This is a genomic window from Micromonospora sp. NPDC047812, from assembly GCF_040704175.1.
In the GTDB taxonomy this organism is placed as follows: Bacteria; Actinomycetota; Actinomycetes; order Mycobacteriales; family Micromonosporaceae; genus Micromonospora.
Genome location: NZ_JBEYRY010000001.1, coordinates 618,992 through 639,164, shown reverse-complemented (window position 1 = coordinate 639,164; position 20,173 = coordinate 618,992). Strand labels below are relative to the sequence as shown.

General features: G+C 73.8%; 14 protein-coding genes and 1 riboswitch. Of the genes, 7 read left to right on the top strand and 7 right to left on the bottom strand.

The annotated features are described in order from the left end of the window. Positions 1-14: 14 nt before the first annotated feature. Complete coding sequence (locus tag AB0883_RS02890; RefSeq protein ID WP_366638937.1) at positions 15-1,739, top strand: CDP-glycerol glycerophosphotransferase family protein; 1,725 nt, start codon at positions 15-17, stop codon at positions 1,737-1,739. Positions 1,740-1,762: 23 nt separating this feature from the next. On the opposite strand, the gene AB0883_RS02885 is transcribed toward AB0883_RS02890, so the two are convergent. The 3 genes from AB0883_RS02885 to AB0883_RS02875 all read right to left on the bottom strand — a co-directional run bounded on the left by AB0883_RS02885 (position 1,763) and on the right by AB0883_RS02875 (position 5,391). Continuing rightward, positions 1,763-2,506 (bottom strand): alpha/beta hydrolase, encoded by a 744-nt coding sequence (locus AB0883_RS02885; protein WP_366638936.1) that lies wholly within the window; start codon positions 2,504-2,506, stop codon positions 1,763-1,765. A 106-nt stretch (positions 2,507-2,612) separates the two neighbouring features. Continuing rightward, entirely contained in the window at positions 2,613-3,458 is an 846-nt protein-coding gene (locus AB0883_RS02880) for a C39 family peptidase (protein ID WP_366638934.1), read from the bottom strand. 229 nt (positions 3,459-3,687) lie between these two features. Further along, positions 3,688-3,828, bottom strand: a riboswitch (cyclic di-AMP (ydaO/yuaA leader). 318 nt (positions 3,829-4,146) lie between these two features. Then, positions 4,147-5,391, bottom strand: a complete 1,245-nt coding sequence (locus AB0883_RS02875; RefSeq protein WP_366638933.1) for an acyltransferase — start codon at positions 5,389-5,391, stop codon at positions 4,147-4,149. 313 nt (positions 5,392-5,704) lie between these two features. On the opposite strand from AB0883_RS02875, the gene AB0883_RS02870 reads away from it, so the two are divergent. The 3 genes from AB0883_RS02870 (at position 5,705) to AB0883_RS02860 (ending at position 9,208) form a co-directional block, all read left to right on the top strand. Further along, a complete protein-coding gene (locus AB0883_RS02870) occupies positions 5,705-7,030 on the top strand; it encodes a polysaccharide pyruvyl transferase family protein (RefSeq protein WP_366638931.1) in 1,326 nt (441 codons plus the stop codon). 52 nt (positions 7,031-7,082) lie between these two features. After that, entirely contained in the window at positions 7,083-7,718 is a 636-nt protein-coding gene (locus AB0883_RS02865) for an alpha-ketoglutarate-dependent dioxygenase AlkB (RefSeq protein ID WP_366638930.1), read from the top strand. Positions 7,719-7,825: 107 nt separating this feature from the next. Beyond that, entirely contained in the window at positions 7,826-9,208 is a 1,383-nt protein-coding gene (locus AB0883_RS02860; RefSeq protein WP_366638928.1) for a solute carrier family 23 protein, read from the top strand. 215 nt (positions 9,209-9,423) lie between these two features. On the opposite strand, the gene AB0883_RS02855 is transcribed toward AB0883_RS02860, so the two are convergent. Together AB0883_RS02855 and AB0883_RS02850 are read right to left on the bottom strand one after the other, a co-directional pair. Beyond that, positions 9,424-11,913, bottom strand: coding sequence for a DNA topoisomerase IV subunit A (locus tag AB0883_RS02855; RefSeq protein ID WP_366638926.1), 2,490 nt, complete (start codon positions 11,911-11,913; stop codon positions 9,424-9,426). A gap of 38 nt (positions 11,914-11,951) precedes the next feature. Then, positions 11,952-14,009 (bottom strand): DNA topoisomerase IV subunit B, encoded by a 2,058-nt coding sequence (locus AB0883_RS02850; protein WP_366638924.1) that lies wholly within the window; start codon positions 14,007-14,009, stop codon positions 11,952-11,954. A 506-nt stretch (positions 14,010-14,515) separates the two neighbouring features. On the opposite strand from AB0883_RS02850, the gene AB0883_RS02845 reads away from it, so the two are divergent. Next, a complete protein-coding gene (locus AB0883_RS02845) occupies positions 14,516-15,775 on the top strand; it encodes a hypothetical protein (RefSeq protein WP_366638923.1) in 1,260 nt (419 codons plus the stop codon). Between the two features lie 204 nt (positions 15,776-15,979). Here the strand turns inward: AB0883_RS02845 and AB0883_RS02840 are convergent, their stop codons facing one another. After that, positions 15,980-16,621 carry a class I SAM-dependent methyltransferase gene (locus tag AB0883_RS02840; protein ID WP_366638921.1) on the bottom strand — a complete coding sequence of 214 codons (642 nt, stop codon included), beginning with the start codon at positions 16,619-16,621 and terminating at the stop codon, positions 15,980-15,982. A gap of 9 nt (positions 16,622-16,630) precedes the next feature. Further along, the gene (locus tag AB0883_RS02835) at positions 16,631-17,269 is read right to left on the bottom strand and encodes an Rrf2 family transcriptional regulator (RefSeq protein ID WP_366638919.1); all 639 of its coding nucleotides are present in this window, start codon (positions 17,267-17,269) and stop codon (positions 16,631-16,633) included. A gap of 161 nt (positions 17,270-17,430) precedes the next feature. Between AB0883_RS02835 and AB0883_RS02830 the strand changes: the two genes are divergently transcribed. Continuing rightward, positions 17,431-18,654 (top strand): globin domain-containing protein, encoded by a 1,224-nt coding sequence (locus AB0883_RS02830; protein WP_366638918.1) that lies wholly within the window; start codon positions 17,431-17,433, stop codon positions 18,652-18,654. Between the two features lie 221 nt (positions 18,655-18,875). Beyond that, positions 18,876-20,093 (top strand): glycosyltransferase, encoded by a 1,218-nt coding sequence (locus AB0883_RS02825; protein WP_366638917.1) that lies wholly within the window; start codon positions 18,876-18,878, stop codon positions 20,091-20,093. Positions 20,094-20,173 lie beyond the last annotated feature (80 nt).

The following is a 20,173-nucleotide window of genomic DNA, read 5'->3' as shown; positions in this document are numbered from 1 at the left end:
GAAACGGAGCCGACATGCGTGGTGACCTGGTTCGGAAGCTGCTCGCCCGCGCGCTGGCCACCGGCCTGGCGGTGCTGGCGTTCCTCGTCGTCGCGCTGACCGGCGCGACCGGCTGGGGGCTGGGGCTGGCCGTGGCCGCCCTCGCGGCGGCCACCTGGGAGCGGCGGGTGCGGCCGGGCGCCGACAACGCCGCCGAGACCGCGCTGGTCGCGGCGGCGATCCTGGTCGGGTACGCCCGCCGCCTCGACGCCGGCTTCGATCCCGCGCTGGCCGTCACCGCCCTGGTCCTGCTGGGGCTGGTGCTGCTGGTCAATCCGCTGCGGGACGCCGGCGGCCTGGAGGTGCGCGCCGCGAACCTGCCGGTGCGCTCCTGGACGCCGCTGGTCGCCGCCCGCCTCGGCGACGCCCTGGCGGGGCTGCTCGCCCTGCTGGCGCTGGCGGCCGTCGCGGGCCTGCCGGCCGGTGTCGCGCTGGCGGCGGTCGCCCTGGTCGCCGCCGGTGCCGGGGCGGTCGGGCTGGACCTGGCCCGGCGCCGGTTCCGGCCGGGCGCCGGCGGCTCGGCGGTGTCCCGCGCGCTGCGCCGGCACCGGCCCGAGTTCCTGCTGCACTTCTCCGCGCCGCCCGGCTCGGAGTACCAGGTCACCATGTGGCTGCCGTACCTCGAGCGGATCGGCCGGCCGTTCCTGGTGATGGTGCGCGAGCCGGAGTTCCTGCCGTTGATCGCGGCGGCCACCAGCGCGCCCGTGGTCTACTGCCCCACCACCAGGGCGATGGACGAGGCGCTGGTGCCAAGCCTGCGGGTGGCGTTCTACGTCAACCACGGCGCGAAGAACAGCCACTGCATCCGCTTCACCCAGCTGACCCACGTCCAGCTGCACCACGGCGACAGCGACAAGGCCCCCAGCGCCAACCCCGTCTCGGCGATCTTCGACCGGATCTTCGTCGCCGGCCAGGCCGCCATCGACCGGTACGCCCGCGCCGGGGTGGACATCCCGGCGGAGAAGTTCGTCGTCGTCGGCCGCCCGCAGGTCGAGTCGATCGAGGTACGCCCCGAGCCGGCGCGCGGCCGGGCCAACCCGACCGTGCTCTACACGCCGACCTGGACCGGGCACAACGCGGACGCGAACTACTGCTCCCTGCCGGTGGCCGAGACCCTGCTGCGCCGGCTGCTCGACCGGGGCGCGACGGTGATCCTGCGCGCCCACCCGTACACCTCGCAGAACCCGGCCTCCGCCCGGCAGCTGGGCCGGCTCACCGAACTGCTGGCCGCCGACCGGGCCCGCAGCGGCCGGCAGCACGTCTTCGGCGCCGCCGCCAGCCGGGAGCTGACCCTCACCGAGTGCGTGAACCGCTCGGACGCGCTGATCTCCGACGTGTCCGGGGTGATCTCCGACTACCTCTACTCCGGCAAGCCGTACGCGGTGACCGACATGGTGGACTCCGGCGACCGGTTCCCCGAGCAGTTCCCGCTCGCCGAGTCGGGCTACGTGCTGCGGCGCGACATGTCCAACGCGGACGAGGTGCTGACCGCGCTGCTGGACACCGACCCGCTGGCCCCGGCGCGGTGGGCCACCCGGAGCCGCTACCTGGGTGACTTCCCCGCCGAGTCGTACGCCGAGGCCTTCCTGGAGGCCGCGCGGCGCCAGCTCGACGGGAAGTGGAACGCACCTGCCGCGCGCGCCGGCGGCGCCGACCTGCCGCTCGACCCGGACGAGGCGACGCTCTCCCCCGCCACCTGACGCCCCGCCTCGGGTGGGAACGGTCAGCGGTAGGGGTCGACGAGGTCCAGGACCGCCTCGGGGGCCTCGACGTGGGCGTTGTGCCCGAGGCCGACCAGGGTGACCACCGGCACGCCCAGCTCCCTGAGCTGGGCGTCGGTGACCATGGAGTCGTGCTCGCCGCGGGCCAGCAGCACGGGCACGTCGGTCGCGGCCAGCAGGGCGGGCAGGTCCGGCGCGCCCACGCCGAACGCGGCCGGGTCCATCGCCAGCCGCCAGCGGTCGTCGACCTGCCGCAGCCCGGCCTCCACGACGGGATGGTCCGGGGCGAAGAGCCCGGTCAGTCCGGCCACCCGCAGGTAGCGGCGGGCGGCCTCGTCCCGGCTGGCGAACCAGGTCACCGGCCGGGCCGCCAACTCACCCGCCTTCGCCAGCTCCGCCGGCGACCAGACGGCCTTGATGCCGAGCCCGACCACGGCGTCGACGGGCAGCCCGGCGCTGCGGGCGGCCAGTGCCAGACCGACCACCCCGCCGAGGGAGTGCCCCAGCACGACGAGCCGGTCCCCCGCAGCGAGCCCCGCGGCGATCCGCGCGGCCAGCCCCGGGAACGAGTACTCCGGCAGCGGCGGCGACCAGCCGTGACCGGCGAGGTCCGGCGCCAGCCACCGTCCCGTCCACCGACGCTCGAGCAGCGGCGCCCAGGGCAGCCACACGTCGCCGGTCGCACCCATGCCGTGCAGCAGCAGGAGCACCCGCCGGCCGTCCCGGTCACCCGATTCATCGACCATGGGCGCAGTGTGCCACCCACCGGACGCCGTGGGCGAGGGCCGTGACCCGGACACGACATCGGGCGTCGGCCCCCGGAATCCGGAGGCCGACGCCCGACGGTGTCGCTCAGGCGGAGTAGCCGCGGGTGGCGGCCCAGTTCGCCAGGGCGATGGTGCTGATCCAGTACGAGGCGGTCGCCGGGTTCGCCGAGTCGGCGATCTTCACCAGCCGCCCCTCGTCCTGGTAGCCGACCACGGCGATGTAGTGGCCGCCGGGGAAGGAGTGCCAGCCGCCGTCGGTGTCCGTGGCGCTGCCGGCGACGTTGACCACGACGCCCCGCCCGTCGGCGATGGCCGCGACGACGTCGGCCTGGAGCCGGTCCATCTGGGCCGGGGTGGCCGCGCCACCAGGGATCATCCGGGTCCGGTACGGGTCGCCCTTCACCACCGCGTTCAGCACGCGGGTGGTGTCCTGGGCCGAGTCGGTGCCCATCTGGTCGGTACCCAGCTGGGCACCGAGGGCGTCCTGGCTGCGCGCGATGCCGGCGGCGCTGAGGGCGTGCCGGACGGCCGCCGGACCACAGTTGTAGAAGGTGGTCTGGGCCTGGTAGTCGTAGTCCAGGGTCTTGGCGGCCGGGGGCTTCGGCGGCTCCGGCTTGCGGGTCAGGTCCGGGTCCGGGGCGGCGCTGGAGGCGCTGGCCGACGGGGCGGCGCTGGAGGCGGCCGGGGCGGCGCTGGACGGGGCGGTCGCGACCCTGGCCTGGCTGCGCGAGGCCGCGGTGTCGTCCCGCAGTTCGGTCGCGGCCACCGGGGCCTGCGCTGCGGCGGGGGCCTCGTCGGCTCCGGCCAGCAGCGCGCCCGTGCCCGACGCCAGCACGAGCGCCGCGGCGGACGCGGCGGCCAACTGGTACGGACGCTCGGACGTGAGGCGACGCAGCTGTCGCTTGAGGTGGTGCTTCACGGTTTCCTCCACGGGCTCGGGGGTGAGCGACCGTCGGTCCGCGCCGAGGGCAGGGCGGACCGACCGCGCGGACGGGCGTCCGGGCGGGTGGTGGGCCACTCAGGGAATGCGCCCGGGATGCCGGGCGACGGACGGTGACCGGTGGGTCAGCTCGTGACCTGCGGGCGGACGAGCGCGGGCACCGCGGCGCCGTGGAGACGGCGGAACGACCGAGGGGTGGACGGGTGTGGCATGAGGATGGAACTCCTTCCGACACCGCCGACCGGGTTAGCTGACGGATTCGGGCGGGAAGAACGCCCTACCACGGGCCCACGGCCCACGGATTCACCCCAACAAGCACTGGGTCCCCGGTTCGTCGTGCACGATTAGGCGGGTCGGCGCGGCGTCGCCTCTGGCGATCGGGTACCGCACCGGACGCGCCGACATTACTGGCCGGCCCGCGCCCTGCCAACCCCGTCCCACCTGCCTAAACCCTGATCGGGAGACAATTTTTGCGGGCACTTCGCCACTGACGCGACTCAATGGGACGACCGTTTCTGCGGGCACCTGCGGGTGACAACGGGACGAGTGGCGGACAACGGCGCCGAAACGCCGGAGGGAATCGACCGGGCCGCGCCGGATGACCGGTTCGCCGACGTGGTGACCGGCGTCACCGAAACGGTCGGGATTTCGTCGGCGGGCACTGCGGTCGCCGGGGCGGTCAGCGCTGGTCGGCGTACGCCGGTCGGTGGTCGTCGCGCGGATCGGCGGCCCGGGGGCGCGGCACGGCGTTGCCCCGCTCCCCCGGCGGCGTCGCCCCGGGGCCGCCGGAGTGCGTCCCGGCGTCGCCCCCGTCCCGCGGCATCGCCCGGGCCGGCCTGCGCGGGGTGAGCAACCGCATCATCGGCGTCTCGACGACCCGGTGCAACAGGCCGGCCAGGGCCAGGTTGACCAGCAGGAAGCCGAGCACCACCGCCGGCCCCCACCAGCCGGTGAAGCCGACGCCCCAGTCGCCGGTGAGCCGCAAAACGGTGATCATCACCAGGACGTGCACCAGGTAGAAGGCGAAGGAGACCTCACCGAGCCAGACCATCGGACGGGACCGCCACGGCGAGCGCCGCCCGCGCACGTCCGCGTCCGCCGCCGCGGCGATGACCAGGATGTACGCCACCGAGAGCAGCGCCGCCCACAGCTCGGCGCGGACCCACTGCGCGGCGACCACCCAGGTCGCCACGAAGATCAGGCTGGCCAGCGGCAGGCCCGGTCCACGCCACCGGCCGCGCCGCATCAGCTCGGCGGCGGCCACGCCCATCCAGAACTCCAGCGACCGCACCGGCGGGAAGATCTGGGTGAACCACCAGCGGCTCTCCTCCGGCACCAGCGCCTGGGCCGGCCAGAGCGCCAGGATGAGCAGCGGCACCGCGACCACGACGGCCCACAGCGCCCACGGCCGGGCCCGGCGGATCAGCGGCAGCGCCAACGGCAGGCAGAGGTAGAAGAAGAACTCGCAGGACAGCGACCAGCTGACGGTGTTGATGCTGTAGAAGTGGCCCGGCCGGGGGTCCCACGCCTGGAGGAGGAACAGGTTCTCCACCGCGACGAACCGGTCCACGGGGTCGGCGAACCAGGCCGCGACCGCCAGGGCCACCGCCCACAGCACCACGTGGCTCGGCCAGATCTTGGCCACCCGGCGCCGCCAGAACGCCCGACGGGTGTCGGTGGGTCGGGCCGACCAGACCAGCACGAAGCCGCTGAGGATGAAGAAGAACTGCACGCCCGACAGGCCGAGGGCGAAGGCCCAGTCCACGACGGCCTTCTGGCCGGGCTCGGCGATGATGCCCATCGTCGCGACGTGGAACCCGAAGACGAGCAGGGCGGCGACCCAGCGCAGCCCGGTCAGCGACGGCAGGCGGCTGGCCGGGGACGCGGGCCGGACGGCCGGCGCGGCGGTCGCGGCGTCGTTCATGCCGGCATCCCGACGATCCGCAGGGTCACCAGCACGTACGTCTCCTCCTCGACCCCAACCTGAGGTGCCCCGAGGGGCCCCGTGGGCGGCCCACCGGTCGGCGCCGCCCCGCCGGGCACCCTACCCGCCGCACCTGAGGCTCTGTTCCGTCCCGTCCGTGAGTGCCCGTTCTGTCCCGTAGGGGAATGCCCGTTCCGGTCGCCCCTGGGTGACCGTTCCGTCCCCGCGCGTGACGACGGATGGCGGCCGTCCGGGTTTCGGTCGATCGGTGGCTAGTATTCCCAGACCCGGAGGTGACGAGAGGCGGGGACGAATGCACCAGCGGATCCTGATGCGGGCGAAGAAGGGCCCGTTCGACGTCTACTCGCCCGAGGAGACGCACGAGCGGAACTGGATCGGCGACAACAACGGCAACCTCGTCTTCAGCCACGCCGCCCACAAACTGCTGCGCACCGCCACCGCCGAGATCACCTCGACCGAGTTCAGGATCAACCCGCGCGACGCCGACATGATCAACGAGCGGTACGACGTCTACGTCGTACCGCTCGCCAACGCCTTCCGCCGCAGCTACGCCCACCGCGTCGAGGCCATGACGAAGCTCATCGAGCAGCTGAAGATCCCGGTGGTGGTGCTCGGGGTGGGCGTGCAGACCGACGTCAACGGCGACCGGGAGTACCTGCGCCCGATCGACGACGTCGTGACCCGGTTCGTCCGGGCGGTCCTCGACCGCTCGCACAGCATCGGCGTCCGGGGCGAGATCACCCGGGACTACCTGCGCACCCTGGGCTTCTCGGCCGTCGACGTGATCGGCTGCCCGTCGATGTTCCTGCACGGCGACAGCCTGCGGGTGGAAAAGAGGAAGGCGTCGCTGTCGCCCGACGACAGGCTCGCGCTCACCGTCTCGCCGTACGTCACGTCCATGGCGGAGATCATCGCCCGGCACCACGCCCGGTACCCGAACCTGCGCTACCTGCCGCAGGACCTCAAGACGCTCGGCACGCTGCTCTACGGCGACGCTCCCGGGGACCGGGGCAGGACCAGCAAGATCCCGATCCACACCTCGCACCCGCTGTTCACCGAGGACAAGGTGCGGATGTTCGTCGACCCCTGGACCTGGATGGACTACCTCTCCGGGTTCGAGTTCGCGTTCGGCACCCGCATCCACGGCACCATCACGGCGCTGGTCGCCGGCACCCCCGGCTACCTCTTCGCGCACGACTCGCGCACCCTGGAACTCGCCCGGTACTTCGACATCCCGCACCGGGTGATGAAGGACGTGCCGGTCGACGTCGACGCCGCCCAGCTCTACGAGGAGGCCGACTACACGGCGCTCAACGCCGGCCACAAGTCGCGCTACGAGACGATGCTGGCCTTCCTCGCCAGGCACGACCTGGGCAACGCCTTCGCCGACGGCGTCAGCGCGGCCCGGTTCGACGCGCAGGTGCGGTCCACCACCTTCCCGCCCGCCGTACGTCCGGCCGCCGCGACCGCCCCCGACGCGCTGCTGGAGCGGATCCAGTGGTTGCGCGACCGCAACGTCGAGCTGCGCAAGGAGACGGAGACGCTGCGCGGGCAGCGCCTGCAGGCCCGGGTCAAGCAGGTGATCGGTGGTCGGGTGCGCCGGATGCTGAACCGCTGAGGCGTCGCCTCCTTCCGTACACCTGTACCAACACGGCGGGTACGCTGGGCGGATGACCGGGGCCGCCTACCAGCCGTCGATGTTCGACCTCACCGCCGCCGGAGCGTCGCTGAGCCCGCTGGCCGACCGGCTGCGCCGGCACCCGCTCACCCGCGGCGCGTGGGTCGACCATCTGCCCGGCTGGGTCACCGGCTCCGACCAGGTCTTCGACGTCCTGCTGCGCGACGTCCCCTGGCGGGCCGAGCGCCGCACGATGTACGACGCCGAGGTCGACGTCCCCCGGCTGCTCTGCTGGTACGCCGGGCACCGCCCGCTGCCGCACCCGCTGCTCACCGAGGCGCGCGCCGCCCTCACCCGGCACTACGCCCCCGAGCTCGGCGAGCCCTTCGTCACCGCCGGCATGTGCCTCTACCGCTCCGGCCGCGACAGCGTCGCCTGGCACGGCGACACCCAGGGGCGCTCCGCGCACACCGACACCATGGTCGCCATCGTCTCGTTCGGCTCGCCGCGCTCACTGCTGCTGCGGCCCCGTGGTGGCGGCGACAGCCTGCGCTTCCCGCTCGGCCACGGCGACCTCGTGGTGATGGGCGGCTCCTGCCAGCGCACCTGGGAGCACGCCGTGCCCAAGACCACCCGCCCCGTCGGCCCCCGGGTCAGCGTCCAGTTCCGCCCCGCCGGCGTCGCCTGACCCGCCGCTGCCGGGCCACCGGCCGGGTCGGGCCGGGCCTCTGCTAGAAACGACTCCTGGGTTTCACCTGCGCCCCCGTCACCTCTTCACGACGCGAAGGGCGTTCCATGACCCAGTCCTCCACCGAGCCGCGCTCCCGTTGGTCCGCGTGGGCGGTCCACGGCGACGGCCGGTCCATCCGCCCCGGCGACGTGGTCCACCCCGGCGAACGCCTCTCCTGGCCGCGCACCCTCGGCGTCGGCGTGCAGCACGTCGTCGCGATGTTCGGCGCCACCTTCACGGTGCCGCTCATCACCGGGTTCCCGCCGGCCACCACGCTCTTCTTCTCCGGGCTCGGCACGCTGCTGTTCCTGCTGATCACCGGCAACCGGCTGCCCTCGTACCTCGGCTCGTCCTTCGCCTTCATCGCGCCGGTGCTGGCGGCCAAGGCCGGCGGCGACATCGGCCCGGCGCTCGGCGGCATCGTCGTCGCCGGCGTGGCGCTGGCCGTCGTCGGGCTGGTCGTCCAGCTCGCCGGGTCACGCTGGATCGACGCGCTGATGCCGCCCGTCGTCACCGGGGCGATCGTCGCGCTGATCGGCCTGAACCTCGCCCCCGTCGCCTGGGACGGCGACGGGAGCGGCACCGGCGTGAAGGCCCAGCCGCTGATCGCGGTGGTGACCCTGGCCGCCATCCTGCTCGCCACGGTGGCCTTCCGGGGCTTCCTGGCCCGACTTTCCATCCTGCTGGGGGTGGTGGTCGGCTGGGTGCTCGCCGCCGTGCTCGGCGACCTGGATCCGAAGGCGGTCGACGGCCTGCGGGACGCCGCGTGGGTCGGTCTGCCCGAGTTCCACGCGCCGAGCTTCAGCCTGCGCGCGGTCGTGCTGGTGATCCCGGTGATCCTGGTGCTGATCGCCGAGAACGCCGGGCACGTCAAGGCGGTCGCCGCGATGACCGGCCGGAACCTGGACCGGGACATGGGCCGGGCGTTCATGGGCGACGGACTGGCCACGGTGCTCGCCGGCTCCGGCGGCGGCTCCGGCACCACCACCTACGCGGAGAACATCGGCGTGATGGCGGCGACCCGGGTCTACTCCACCGCCGCGTACTGGGTGGCCGGCGTGACGGCGGTGCTGCTCGGGCTCAGCCCGAAGTTCGGCGCGCTGATCCTCACCGTGCCGGCCGGCGTGCTCGGCGGCGCCACCACTGCCCTGTACGGCCTCATCGCCATCCTCGGCGCGCGGATCTGGATCGAGAACCGGGTGGACTTCCACGACCCGGTGAACCTGATGACCGCCGCCGTCGCGGTGATCGTCGGCGCGGCCAACTACACCCTCACCGCCGGCGACCTCTCGTTCAACGGCATCGCCCTGGGCACCGCCGCCGCCCTCGCCGTCTACCACGGCATGCGCCTGGTGGCCCACCTACGCGGCACCACCCCCACCCCCACCCCCACCCCCACCCCCACCCCCGAACCCACCCCGACCCCCGACTCCCACCCGACCCGCTGACCCACCCCCGGCCCGGCCCTCGCCCCCGCCCCGCCCCGCCTCCGGCAGCGTTGATCATGAGGTTAGCGGGGCAGTATGCCCGATTCCGACCAGCCAACCTCATGATCGACATCGGCAGGTGGGCCGGTGGGGTGGGGCTGGGTAGGGTGCGGGGAGCGGGGAGCGGGGAGCAGGGAGGGCCGGCTGCGGTGCAGCCGGCCCTCCCTGCTGACGGGTCAGTCGCGTTCGATCTGGTGGCCGACGACGGTGGGGCCCAGCATCACGGCGAAGCCGGAGCCGTCGCGGCGCGGGTCCGCCGCCGGCAGCTCCACCGGCTCGCCGGTGGCGGTGGCGGCCACCGGACGCGGCCCGACCCAGGCGACGGCCACGTCGGTCTCACCCTTGAGGAAGCGGTGGGCGCGCACCCCGCCGGTCGCCCGCCCCTTCGCCGGGTACGCCTGGAACGGCGTGACCTTCACCGTGGCGCCCGTGGAGGTGACCACCATCGGCTCGCCGTGGCCCGGGTCGTCGGTGCGGACCGCGCCGAAGAACACCACCCGGGCGCCGGCGGGCAGGTTGATGCCCGACATGCCGCCGCCCTTGGTCCCCTGCGGCCGGACCAGTCCGGCGGCGAACCGCAGCAGCGACGCCTCCGAGGTGACGAAGGTGAGCGTCTCCGCGCCGTCGGTGAGCCAGGTCGCCCCGACCACCTCGTCGCCCTCCCGCAGGCCGATCACCTCGAACTCGTCCGAGCGGACGGGCCACTCCGGCGCGCAGACCTTGACCACGCCCTGCCGGGTGCCCAGGGCGAGGCCCGGGGAGCCCTCGGCCGACGGCCCGAGCGGCGCCAGCCCGACCACGGTCTCCCCCGATTCCAGCGGCACCAACTCGGCGGCGGCCATTCCGCCGCGCAGCGACACCGTCCCCGCCTGCTCGGGCAGGACCGGCAGCGGCAGCACGTCGACCTTGAACGCCCGCCCGGCGCTGGTCACCAGCAGCACCCGCCCCCGGGCGGTGGAGTGCACGACGGCGCGTACGGCATCGTGCTTGACCCGGCCGTGCCGGCGGCGCCCCTCGGACGCCTCCTCCGACTCGGCCGCCGTCCGGGCCACCAGCCCGGTCGCGGAGAGGATCACCTGGCAGGGATCGTCGGCGACCTCCAGCGGGCCGGCCGGCGCGGACGCGGCCAGCACCTCCTTGAGGTCCCCGTCGACGAGCGTGGTGCGGCGCGGCGCGCCGAACTGCTTCACCACCGCCGCCAGCTCGTCGGAGACGACCTTCTTCAGCACCTTCGGGTCGTCGAGGATGGTGGAGAGCTCGGCGATCTCCTTGCGGAGCTTCTCCTGCTCGGCCTCCAGCTCGATCCGGTCGTACTTCGTCAACCGGCGCAGCGGAGTGTCCAGGATGTAGGTGGCCTGGATGTCCGAGAGGCCGAACTGGCGCATCAGGCCGTCCTTGGCGGCCTGCGCGTCGTCGCTGCCCCGGATCAGCTTGACCACCTTGTCGATGTCGAGCAGGGCGACCAGCAGGCCGTCGACCAGGTGCAGCCGCTCCTGGCGCTTGCGGCGGCGGTACGAGCTGCGCCGGGTCACGACCTCGTAGCGGTGGGCCAGGAAGACCTCCAGCAGCGCCTTCAGCCCGAGCGTCTGCGGTTGCCCGTCGACCAGCACCAGGTTGTTGACGCCGAACGACTGCTCCAGCGGGGTGAGCCGGTAGAGGTCGGCGAGCAGCGCCTGCGGGTTGACCCCCACCTTGCACTCGATCACCAGGCGGGTGCCGCTCTCCCGGTCGGTGAGGTCCTTGACGTCGGCGATGCCGGTGAGCCGCTTGGTCTTGTTGACCTCGTTGGTGATGGCCGCGATGACCTTCTCCGCGCCGATGCCGTACGGCAGCTCCACGACGGTGATCGCCTGCCGGCCACGGCTGCCCTCCAGCGGGCCGATCTCGACCTTGCCCCGCATCCGGACGACGCCGCGCCCGGTCTCGTAGGCGCGACGCACCTCGTCGAGCCCGAGCAGCACGCCACCGGTGGGCAGGTCCGGACCGGGGACGAACTCCATGAGCTTGTCGAGCGTGGCGTCCGGGTGGTTGATCAGCCAGCGGGCGGCGGAGACGACCTCGCCGAGGTTGTGCGGGATCATGTTGGTCGCCATGCCGACCGCGATCCCCGACGCGCCGTTGACCAGCAGGTTGGGGAACGCGGCGGGCAGCACGGTGGGCTGGGTCAGCGAGCCGTCGTAGTTGGGCTCGACGTCGACCGTGTCCTCGCCCAGCTCGCCGACGAGCAGCATCGCCTCGCGCGACATCCGGGCCTCGGTGTAGCGCGACGCCGCCGGCCCGTCGTCCGGGCTGCCGAAGTTCCCGTGCCCGTCGATGAGTGGCGCGTTCAGCGAGAAGTCCTGCGCCAGGCGCACCATCGCGTCGTAGATCGCGGTGTCGCCGTGCGGATGGTACTTGCCCATCACGTCCCCGACGATGCGGGCGGACTTCACGTGCCCCCGGTCGGGTCGGTGGCCCTGCTCGTACATGGACCAGAGGATGCGCCGGTGCACCGGCTTGAGGCCGTCGCGGGCGTCGGGCAGGGCCCGGGAGTGGATCACCGAGAAGGCGTACTCCAGGTAGGAGTCGGAGACCTCCGTGACCAGCGGGTTGTCGAAGACCCGCGCGCCGGCCTGGTCGAAGGCGGACAGGTCCACCTTGGCGCGGTCGTCCTTGCGGCGTGCCATCGTTCAGCTCACTTCCCGGCGGGTGGTGGCGGGCCTGGTCATGCGTCGATCGCCTCGCGGTCGACCCGGTCGGCGGAGTCGATCAGCCAGTTGCGGCGCGGCTCGACCTTCTCCCCCATCAGCAGTTCGAGGATCCGCTCGGCGGCGTCGACGTCGTCGAGGGTGATCCGGCGGACGGCCCGGGTGGCCGGGTTCATCGTCGTCTCCCACAGCTCGTCGGCGTCCATCTCGCCGAGACCCTTGAAGCGCGGGATCGGGGTGACGATCTGCTTGCCGGCCTTCTCCAGCTTGCGGACCGTCGCCTCCATCTCCGCCTGGGTGTAGGTGTAGATCGTCTGCGGGTTGCGCCCCCTGGTGGTGATCTTGTGCAGGGGCGGCATCGCCGCGTAGAGCCGGCCGGCCTCGATCAGCGGTCGCATGTAGCGGGCGAAGAGCGTGATCAGCAGGGTGCGGATGTGCGCGCCGTCCACGTCGGCGTCGGCCATGATCAGAACTCGGCCGTAGCGCATCGCGGACAGGTCGAACGTGCGACCGGAGCCGGCGCCGAGCACCTGCACGATGGCCGCGCACTCGGCGTTGTCCAGCACCTGCTGGAGGTTGGCCTTCTGCACGTTGAGGATCTTGCCGCGGATCGGAAGAAGCGCCTGGTACTCGGCGGAGCGGGCGAGCCGGCCCGTGCCCAGCGCGCTGTCGCCCTCCACGATGAACAGCTCGCTGCGCTCGATGCCGGCGGCCCGGCAGTCGACCAGCTTGGGCGGCATCGACGCGCCCTCCAGGGCGGTCTTGCGGCGGGCGGCGTCCTTCTGCTGCTTCTGCGTCAGCCGTACGCGCGCCGCGTCGACGATCTTCTGGAGGACCGTACGCGCCTCGGCCTTGGTCCTGCGGTCCTCCAGCCACGCCTTCAGGTGCTGCTCGACCAGCGCCTGGATCACCTTGGTGATGCCGGCGGTGGAGAGCTCGTCCTTCGTCTGCGAGGTGAACTGTGGCTCCGGGATCCGCACGTGCACGACCGCGGTCATGCCCTCCAGGACGTCGTCCAGGGTGGGCGGGTCCTCCTTGGCCTTGAGCAGGCCACGGGTGTTGCGGACGGCGTCGGCGAGGGTACGCGCCAGGCCCCGCTCGAAGCCCTTGCGGTGGGTGCCGCCGTGCGCGTTGCGGATGGTGTTGGTGAAGCACTCGACGGTGCGCTCGTAACCGGTGCCCCAGCGGAAGGCCACCTCGACCTCGGCCCGACGCTGCACGTTGGACTGCATGACCCCGTTGGCGTCGGCGGCGTTCTCCCGGTAGGTGCCCTCGCCGGTGACCATCAGCATGCCGGAGACAGGCCGGTCGCCGGCCGGGGCGAGGAACTCCACCATGTCGGTCAGCCCGTTGGGGTAGTGGAAGCTCTCCTCGGTCGGCTCCTCGCCGGTGTGGTCACGCAGCGTGTAGCTCACGCCCGGCACCAGGAACGCCGTGTTGCGTAGCTTCGTCCGCACGGCGTCGGCGTCCAGGGTGGCGCCGGTCTCGAAGTAACGCGCGTCGTGCCACCAGCGGATCGAGGTGCCGGTGCGCTGGCCACGCTTCATCGCACCGACGATCTGGAGCCCGGGGCCCGGGGTGAACGCGGCGTCGGGGCCGTCACCGTCGAAGACTCCCGGCACGCCGTGCCGGAACGACATCGCGTGGACCTTGCCGCCCCGACGGACGGTGACGTCGAACCGGCGGGACAGCGCGTTGACCGCCGAGGCGCCCACGCCGTGCAGACCCCCGGAGGTCTTGTAACCGGAGCCGCCGAACTTGCCGCCCGCGTGCAGCCGGGTGAGCACCAGCTCGACGCCGGAGATGCCGGACTTGGCGTGCACGTCGGTGGGGATGCCCCGGCCGTCGTCGTCGACCTGGACCGAGCCGTCGGCGTGCAGCGTCACCTCCACCTTCGTGGCGTGGCCGGCGACGCCCTCGTCCGTGGAGTTGTCGAGGATCTCGTTGACGAGGTGACCCACGCCACGGCTGTCGGTGGAGCCGATGTACATGCCGGGCCGCTTGCGGACGGCGTCCAGCCCCTCGAGGTGCGTGAGGTCGTCGGCCCCGTACAGGGTCTCAGGCTCTGCGGTCAACTGGTCGTACTCCCAGGTCTCGGCGATGTGGTGCCGCGTCCGACGTCGTCGGTCGGCCGGCGCGCCGCAGCGAGCCTAACCGGGAGATGCGACAGGACGACGGCGCCCCGCAGCGAGGCACGCGCCTCGTCGTGGGGCGGGCCCCGGGCGGGAGGGTAACGCGTCCCGTCCGGTTCCGGCGTGTCAGCGCCACCGTGACCGGTTCGCGAACGAGCCGGCCGCGGGCGGTTCCATCCGGACAACAACGAGGCCGTGGCCGACCTTCCCCGCGGCGGACGCCGGGTTCCCGGGCACCGGGTGGGCGGCGCCACCGGCCGTGGACACCCCGCCGCCGACGCCCACCGGACCGGGCGCCCCGACCGCCGGCGCCGGCAAGGGCCAGGACGGGGCGGGTGTGTCCCTTTGCGAAAGATTTCGTTACGGCCCATTGACGCCCGTCATGCCGGGGTGATCTGATCGCGCCCTCGGAGGATCTTTCACGTTTCGATGGACAGATGGGGGACGTCATGTCCAGGTTCCGTCGTACCGCACTCGCGGCGGCGCTCGCCGTCGCCACCGCCACCCTGTCGACCGCCGTCGGGTTGAGCGCCCCGGCCTCGGCAGCCCCGCCCACCGCCGCGGTGGCGCTCGGCGACAGCTTCATCAGCGGTGAGGGTGCCGGGGCGTACACCCCGGTGGCCGACGTCAACGGGGTCGCCCAGGGCTTCCCGGGCTGGACCGCCGCGAACAACAACGCGTTCTTCTGCCACCGCTCGGCCAACGCCTCGCTGCACCGGGCCGACCTGCCGGGCATCCAGGACCGGTTCAACCTCGCCTGCTCCGGCGGGCAGCCGCACGACATCGCCGCCGCCTCCTCGGCCCGGACCAACGGCCGTCAGGTGGCCGCCCAGCTCGACCAGCTGCGCGCGGTCAGCCGGACCCACGACATCGACCTGGTGCTGCTCGGGCTCGGCTCGAACAACAGCTCGTTCACCTTCGGCAACGTCGCGGAGAAGTGCGCCAACCGGTTCATCGCCGACGCCTGGACCGGCTGGTGGGAGTTCTGGGCCTACCTGGGCGGGCCGGTGGAGCAGAAGCCCTGCACCGACGCGGACCTGGCCACCGCCGCCCAGTGGAGCGCCGCGACCGCGGAGACCACCTCGGCCGTACGCCAGCTCCTCACCACGCTGCGCGAGATCGACGCCGACGGTCAGCACCGGATCGTCCTGCAGGACTACACCAACCCGCTGCCGCTCGACCTCGAGGCGCGCTTCCACGAGGAGGACAGCCGGGACGACACCCGGGACAAGTTCCGCGCGCTGGGCGCCGAGCGGTACGCGGCCGGCTGCCCGATCCACCGGGCCAGCCTGCTGCCGGGGCACCGCTTCTCGCAGGGGCTGGGCACCCTGGTGAAGTCCACCCGGGACACCCTGGCCGCCGAGTTCCCCGGTGCGGACCTGGTCTACCTCAACGTGCAGCGGGCCTTCGACGGCGCCCGGCTCTGCGAGTCGGGGACCAGCCCGGCCGGCGCCCTGGCCACCCCGATCCGCCTGCAGGACAGCCCGCCGAACGGCGTCTTCGTCACCAGCCTGTCCGGCAAGGACAAGATCGCCATCCAGCGGATCGCGAACACCTGCGTGAGCTACTTCCAGACCTGCCAGGAGTCGTGGCACCCGAACGCCGCCGGCCACCAGGTGCTCGGGCAGTGCCTGACGGGCGCGGCCACCACCGGTGCGCGTTCCGTGGCCTGCGTCCGCGCCGGGGACGGCTCGATCACGGTCTCCTGACCGCGACCGCGTCCCGGAACCCCGTGCCGCTCGGCGCGGGGTTCCGCCGCGTCCGGGGCCGGGCGGGCCGACGCGGCCACGAACGGCCGAGACGGTCAGGACGCTGGCGCGGTCGCGGACGGCCGACGCGGTCACGGACGGCCGACGCGGTCGCGGACGGCCGACGCGGTCACGGGCGAAGGCCGGGGGCCGCCGACGGGTGGATCAGTCGCGGGTAGCCACGCCGAGCACGTGCGGGGCGGCGGGGGCCGGGAGCCGACTGTCGGGGAAGCGGAACGCGTCCAGCGCGGTGACGGTGAAGCCCGCGGCCCGGATCGCGCCCACCGTGTCGCGGCCCGTGTGGCAGCCGCCGCAGAGCAACGGCCAGACGGTCGCGTCGACCAGCCGCTGCACGCGGCGCAGGCCCGGCGTCTGCGCGCGTACGTGCTCGAAGAAGCCCACCTGCCCACCGGGCCGCAGCACCCGGCGGACCTCGCGCAGCGCGGCGGCCTGGTCGGCCACCGAGCAGAGGACCAGGGACAGCACCACCGCGTCGGCGTCGGCGTCGGGCGCCGGCAGCGCCTCGGCGAGGCCGTCGACCACCTCCACGGGTACGGGCGCCCCGGCCGCCGCCGCCCGGGCCGCCGCCCGCAGCCGTGGCTCCGGCTCGACCGCCAGCACGCGCTCGACGGTGCCCGGGTAGTGCGCGAAGGTGCGGCCGTTGCCGGCGCCGACCTCGACCACCCGGCCCGCGAGGCCGGCGACGAGCCGGCGGCGGTGTGCGGCCGCGCCGGCGGCGTCCATCGCCACGCTCGCCCGCGCGAACACCCGGGCGAACACCGGGTGGGAGACCGCAGCACGGGACATCGTCGCTCCTCAGACCGGATCGGGTACGGCCCGTCGGCCGACCCGGGACGGTGTCGCGGCCGGCCGCGACGGGCCGGGCACGGCCGCAGGGGGCAGCGGGCCCGGCGCCGACGGCTCGCCGGACGACGGCGTGCCCGGCGAGGGCGGCTCCCCCGACGGCGGCGCGCCCGGCAGAGGTCGCTCCCCGGACGACGGCGCGGCCGGCGCCGGCACCGGTCGGGGGCGGGGCAGGCCGAGGGCGAGCAGCGCCGGGCCGGTCGGCCCGGCGACCAGCCCGCCGAGCGTCACGTCGTCCAGCACGGCGAGGAAGGCGTCCCGGGCGCGGCGAAGTTCGCCCCGCAGCCGGCAGGCCGCGCGCAGCGAGCAGGCCGGCTCGTCGCAGGAGACCACCTCGTCGTCGCCCTCGAAGGCCCGCACCACGTGCCCGACCGTGGCGTTCCCGCCGCCCTCGGCGAAGGCCACCCCGCCGGAGCGGCCCCGGGTCGTGACCAGCACCCCGAGCCGCTGCAACCGCTGCACCACCTTGGCGACGTGGTTGCGGGGCAGGTCGAGCTGGTCGGACAGCTCGTCCACGGTCATCCGTCGCGGGCTCGCGGCGGCGAGCATGGCGATGCGCAGCGCCATGTCGGTGGACCGGTTGAGCTTCACGCCTCGACCCTAGCCACCGCGGTCGAGCCCTCACCACGGTCGACCGGACCCGGGATGTGATCCGGACGACCCCCGACCCGGGACCTTCGACCCTGAAGAGGTATCTCGAATACCTGTTTTGCTGGCGTGGTTCGAGCGATCCACCTCAGAAGGAGAAAGCCGTGCTCTCGGAGTCCTCAGCAGCAGTGGTGACGGCGACCCTGCCCGCCGTGCAGGCGCACGGCGAGGCGATCACCGGCCGGTTCTACCAGCGGATGTTCGACGCGCACCCCGAACTGCTCGACATCTTCAACCGCAGCAACCAGGCCACCGGCACGCAGAAGGCCGCCCTCGCGGCCGCCGTGGTCGCGTACGCGGAGCACCTGACCGGCGGCAGCCGCGCGCCGTGGGGGCCGATCCTGGACCGCATCGCGCACAAGCACGCCTCGCTCGGCATCACCGCCACCCAGTACACGATCGTCGGCCGGCACCTGCTCGCCGCCGTCGGCGAGGTGCTCGGCGACGCCGTCACCGCCGAGGTGGCGGCGGCCTGGGACGAGGTCTACTGGCTGCTGGCCTGCGAGCTGATCGCCCGGGAGGCCCGCCTCTACACCGCCGCCGGGCTGGCCGAGGGCGAGTCGGTCTGGCGGGACTGGCGGGTCGTCGCCCGGACCACCGAGGCGCTGGACGTCGTGTCGTTCACCCTGGTCCCGGCCGGCGGCGGGCCGGTGCCCACCTTCGTCCCGGGCCAGTACACCTCGGTCGCCGTCGACCTGGACGGCGGGCGCGGTCAGCAGATCCGCCAGTACAGCCTCTCCGGCTGCCCCGGCGCCGACCACTGGCGGATCACCGTCAAGCGCGTACGCGGCACCGGCGACGCCCCCGACGGCATGGTCTCCACCTTCCTGCACGAGCACGTGGCAGTCGACGACACCCTCCGGCTCAGCCCGGCGTTCGGCGAGGTCAGCGCGGTGGCCGGACAGGGCCCGCTGCTGCTGGTCAGCGCGGGCATCGGCCTGACCCCGGCGATGGCCGCCCTGGAGCACCTGGCCGCCACCGAGCCGCAGCGTCCGGTGGTGCTGGTGCACGCCGACCGGGCCGGCGCGGCGCACGCGTTCCGCGGCGAACTGCCGCGCCTGCACGCCGCGCTGCCCAACCTGCGGACCGCCCTCTGGTACGAGGACCTCACCGACGCCGAACTGGCCGGGGTGACCGCCGAGGTCATCGCGGGCCGGGTCGATCCGGCGCTGATCCCGCTCTCGCCCGACGCCCACGTGCACCTCTGCGGCCCGCTGCCGTTCATGAACACCGTCCGGGGCGGCCTGCTGCGCCGGGGGGTGCCGGTGGAGCGGATCGCCTACGAGGTCTTCGGGCCGGGCATGCTCCACGACGACCGGCCATCCTGACCCGGTGTCATCGGCCGGTCACGGGCGGTGGGGCGGATCGCCCCACCGCCCGCCGGCCCCTCCACACCCGACGCCCGGCTCCTCAGGACGAGCCGGGCGGGCGGCGGTTAGGAGGTGAGGTCGGGGGTAGGGACTCCTGCGGCGGGGTCCGCCAGGCGGCGAGGAGACGCCCCGGGGCTCGACCGGGTCCCCGCCGACGGGCCGGCCGATGGAGGAAGCACATGCGTATCGCGATCATCTCGGAGCACGCCAGTCCGCTCGCCGTCGGAGGGGTGGAGGAGTCCGGCGGTCAGCACACGCACGTGGCGGAGCTCGCCGCCGCCCTGGTCGGCGAGGGGCACGACGTCCGCGTCTACACCCGCCGGGACTCCACCGTCCCGCCCGACTCCGTGGTCACCCCGGACGGCTACCAGGTGTGCCACGTGCCGGCCGGCCCGGCGCTGCGGGTGCCGAGGGACGAGCTGCTGCCGCACATGGGCGAGTTCGGACGCTGGCTGGCCGGTCAGTGGCGCGACGGCGGCTGGGCGCCGGACGTGGCGCACGCCCACTTCTGGATGAGCGGGCTGGCCACCGTGCACGCCGGCCGGCGCACCGGGGTGCCGGTGGTGCTGACGTACCACAGCCTCGGCTCGGTGAAGCGGCGGCTGCAGGGCGCCCGGGACACCAGTCCACCGGGCCGCGTGGGCTACGAGCGGGCCCTGGGCCGGGCCGCGGACCGGGTCATCGTGCAGTGCCAGGACGAGGTCGGCGAGCTGGTCCGGCTCGGCGTGCCCCGGTCCCGGATGACGCTGGTCCCCGCCGGGGTCGACCAGGAGCTGTTCCGCCCCGACGGGCCCGTCGCCCCGCGCGACCCGGCCCGCCCCCGGATCATCACCGTCGGCCGGATGGTGGAACGCAAGGGCATCCAGGACGTCATCCGGGCGCTGCCGGCCGTGCCGGACGCCGAGTGCGTGGTGGCCGGCGGCCCGCCCGCGGAGTTGCTTCCCGCGGACGGCTTCGCCCGCCGGCTCCGCGCGCTCGCCGAGTCCTGCGGGGTCGCCGACCGGGTGAAACTGCTGGGCGGGCTGCCCCGGGAGGAGTTGGCCACCTGGTACCGCTCGGCGGACCTGCTGGTGGCCGCCCCCTGGTACGAGCCGTTCGGGCTCGCCCCGCTGGAGGGCATGGCGTGCGGGGTGCCGGTCGTCGGCACCAACGTCGGCGGGATCGCCGACACCGTGGTCGACGGCCTGACCGGCGACCTCGTGCCGCCCCGGGACCCCCGGGCCCTCGGCACCGCGGTCCGCCGGCTGCTCGCCGACAAGGTCCGTCGCTTCGCGTACGCGACGGCGGCCCTGGACCGGATCCGCAACAGGTACTCGTGGAAGCGCTGCGCCGAGCAGCTGAGCACGGTCTACGCCACGGTCAGCACGGTCGGCCGGCCCGCCCCGGCGGTGGCGTAGCGCGGGTGGTGGTCGCGGTCCACGGTCGACGCCGGGGACGTGACGCCCACCACCCCACGGTTACCCGTCGGTAGCCTCGG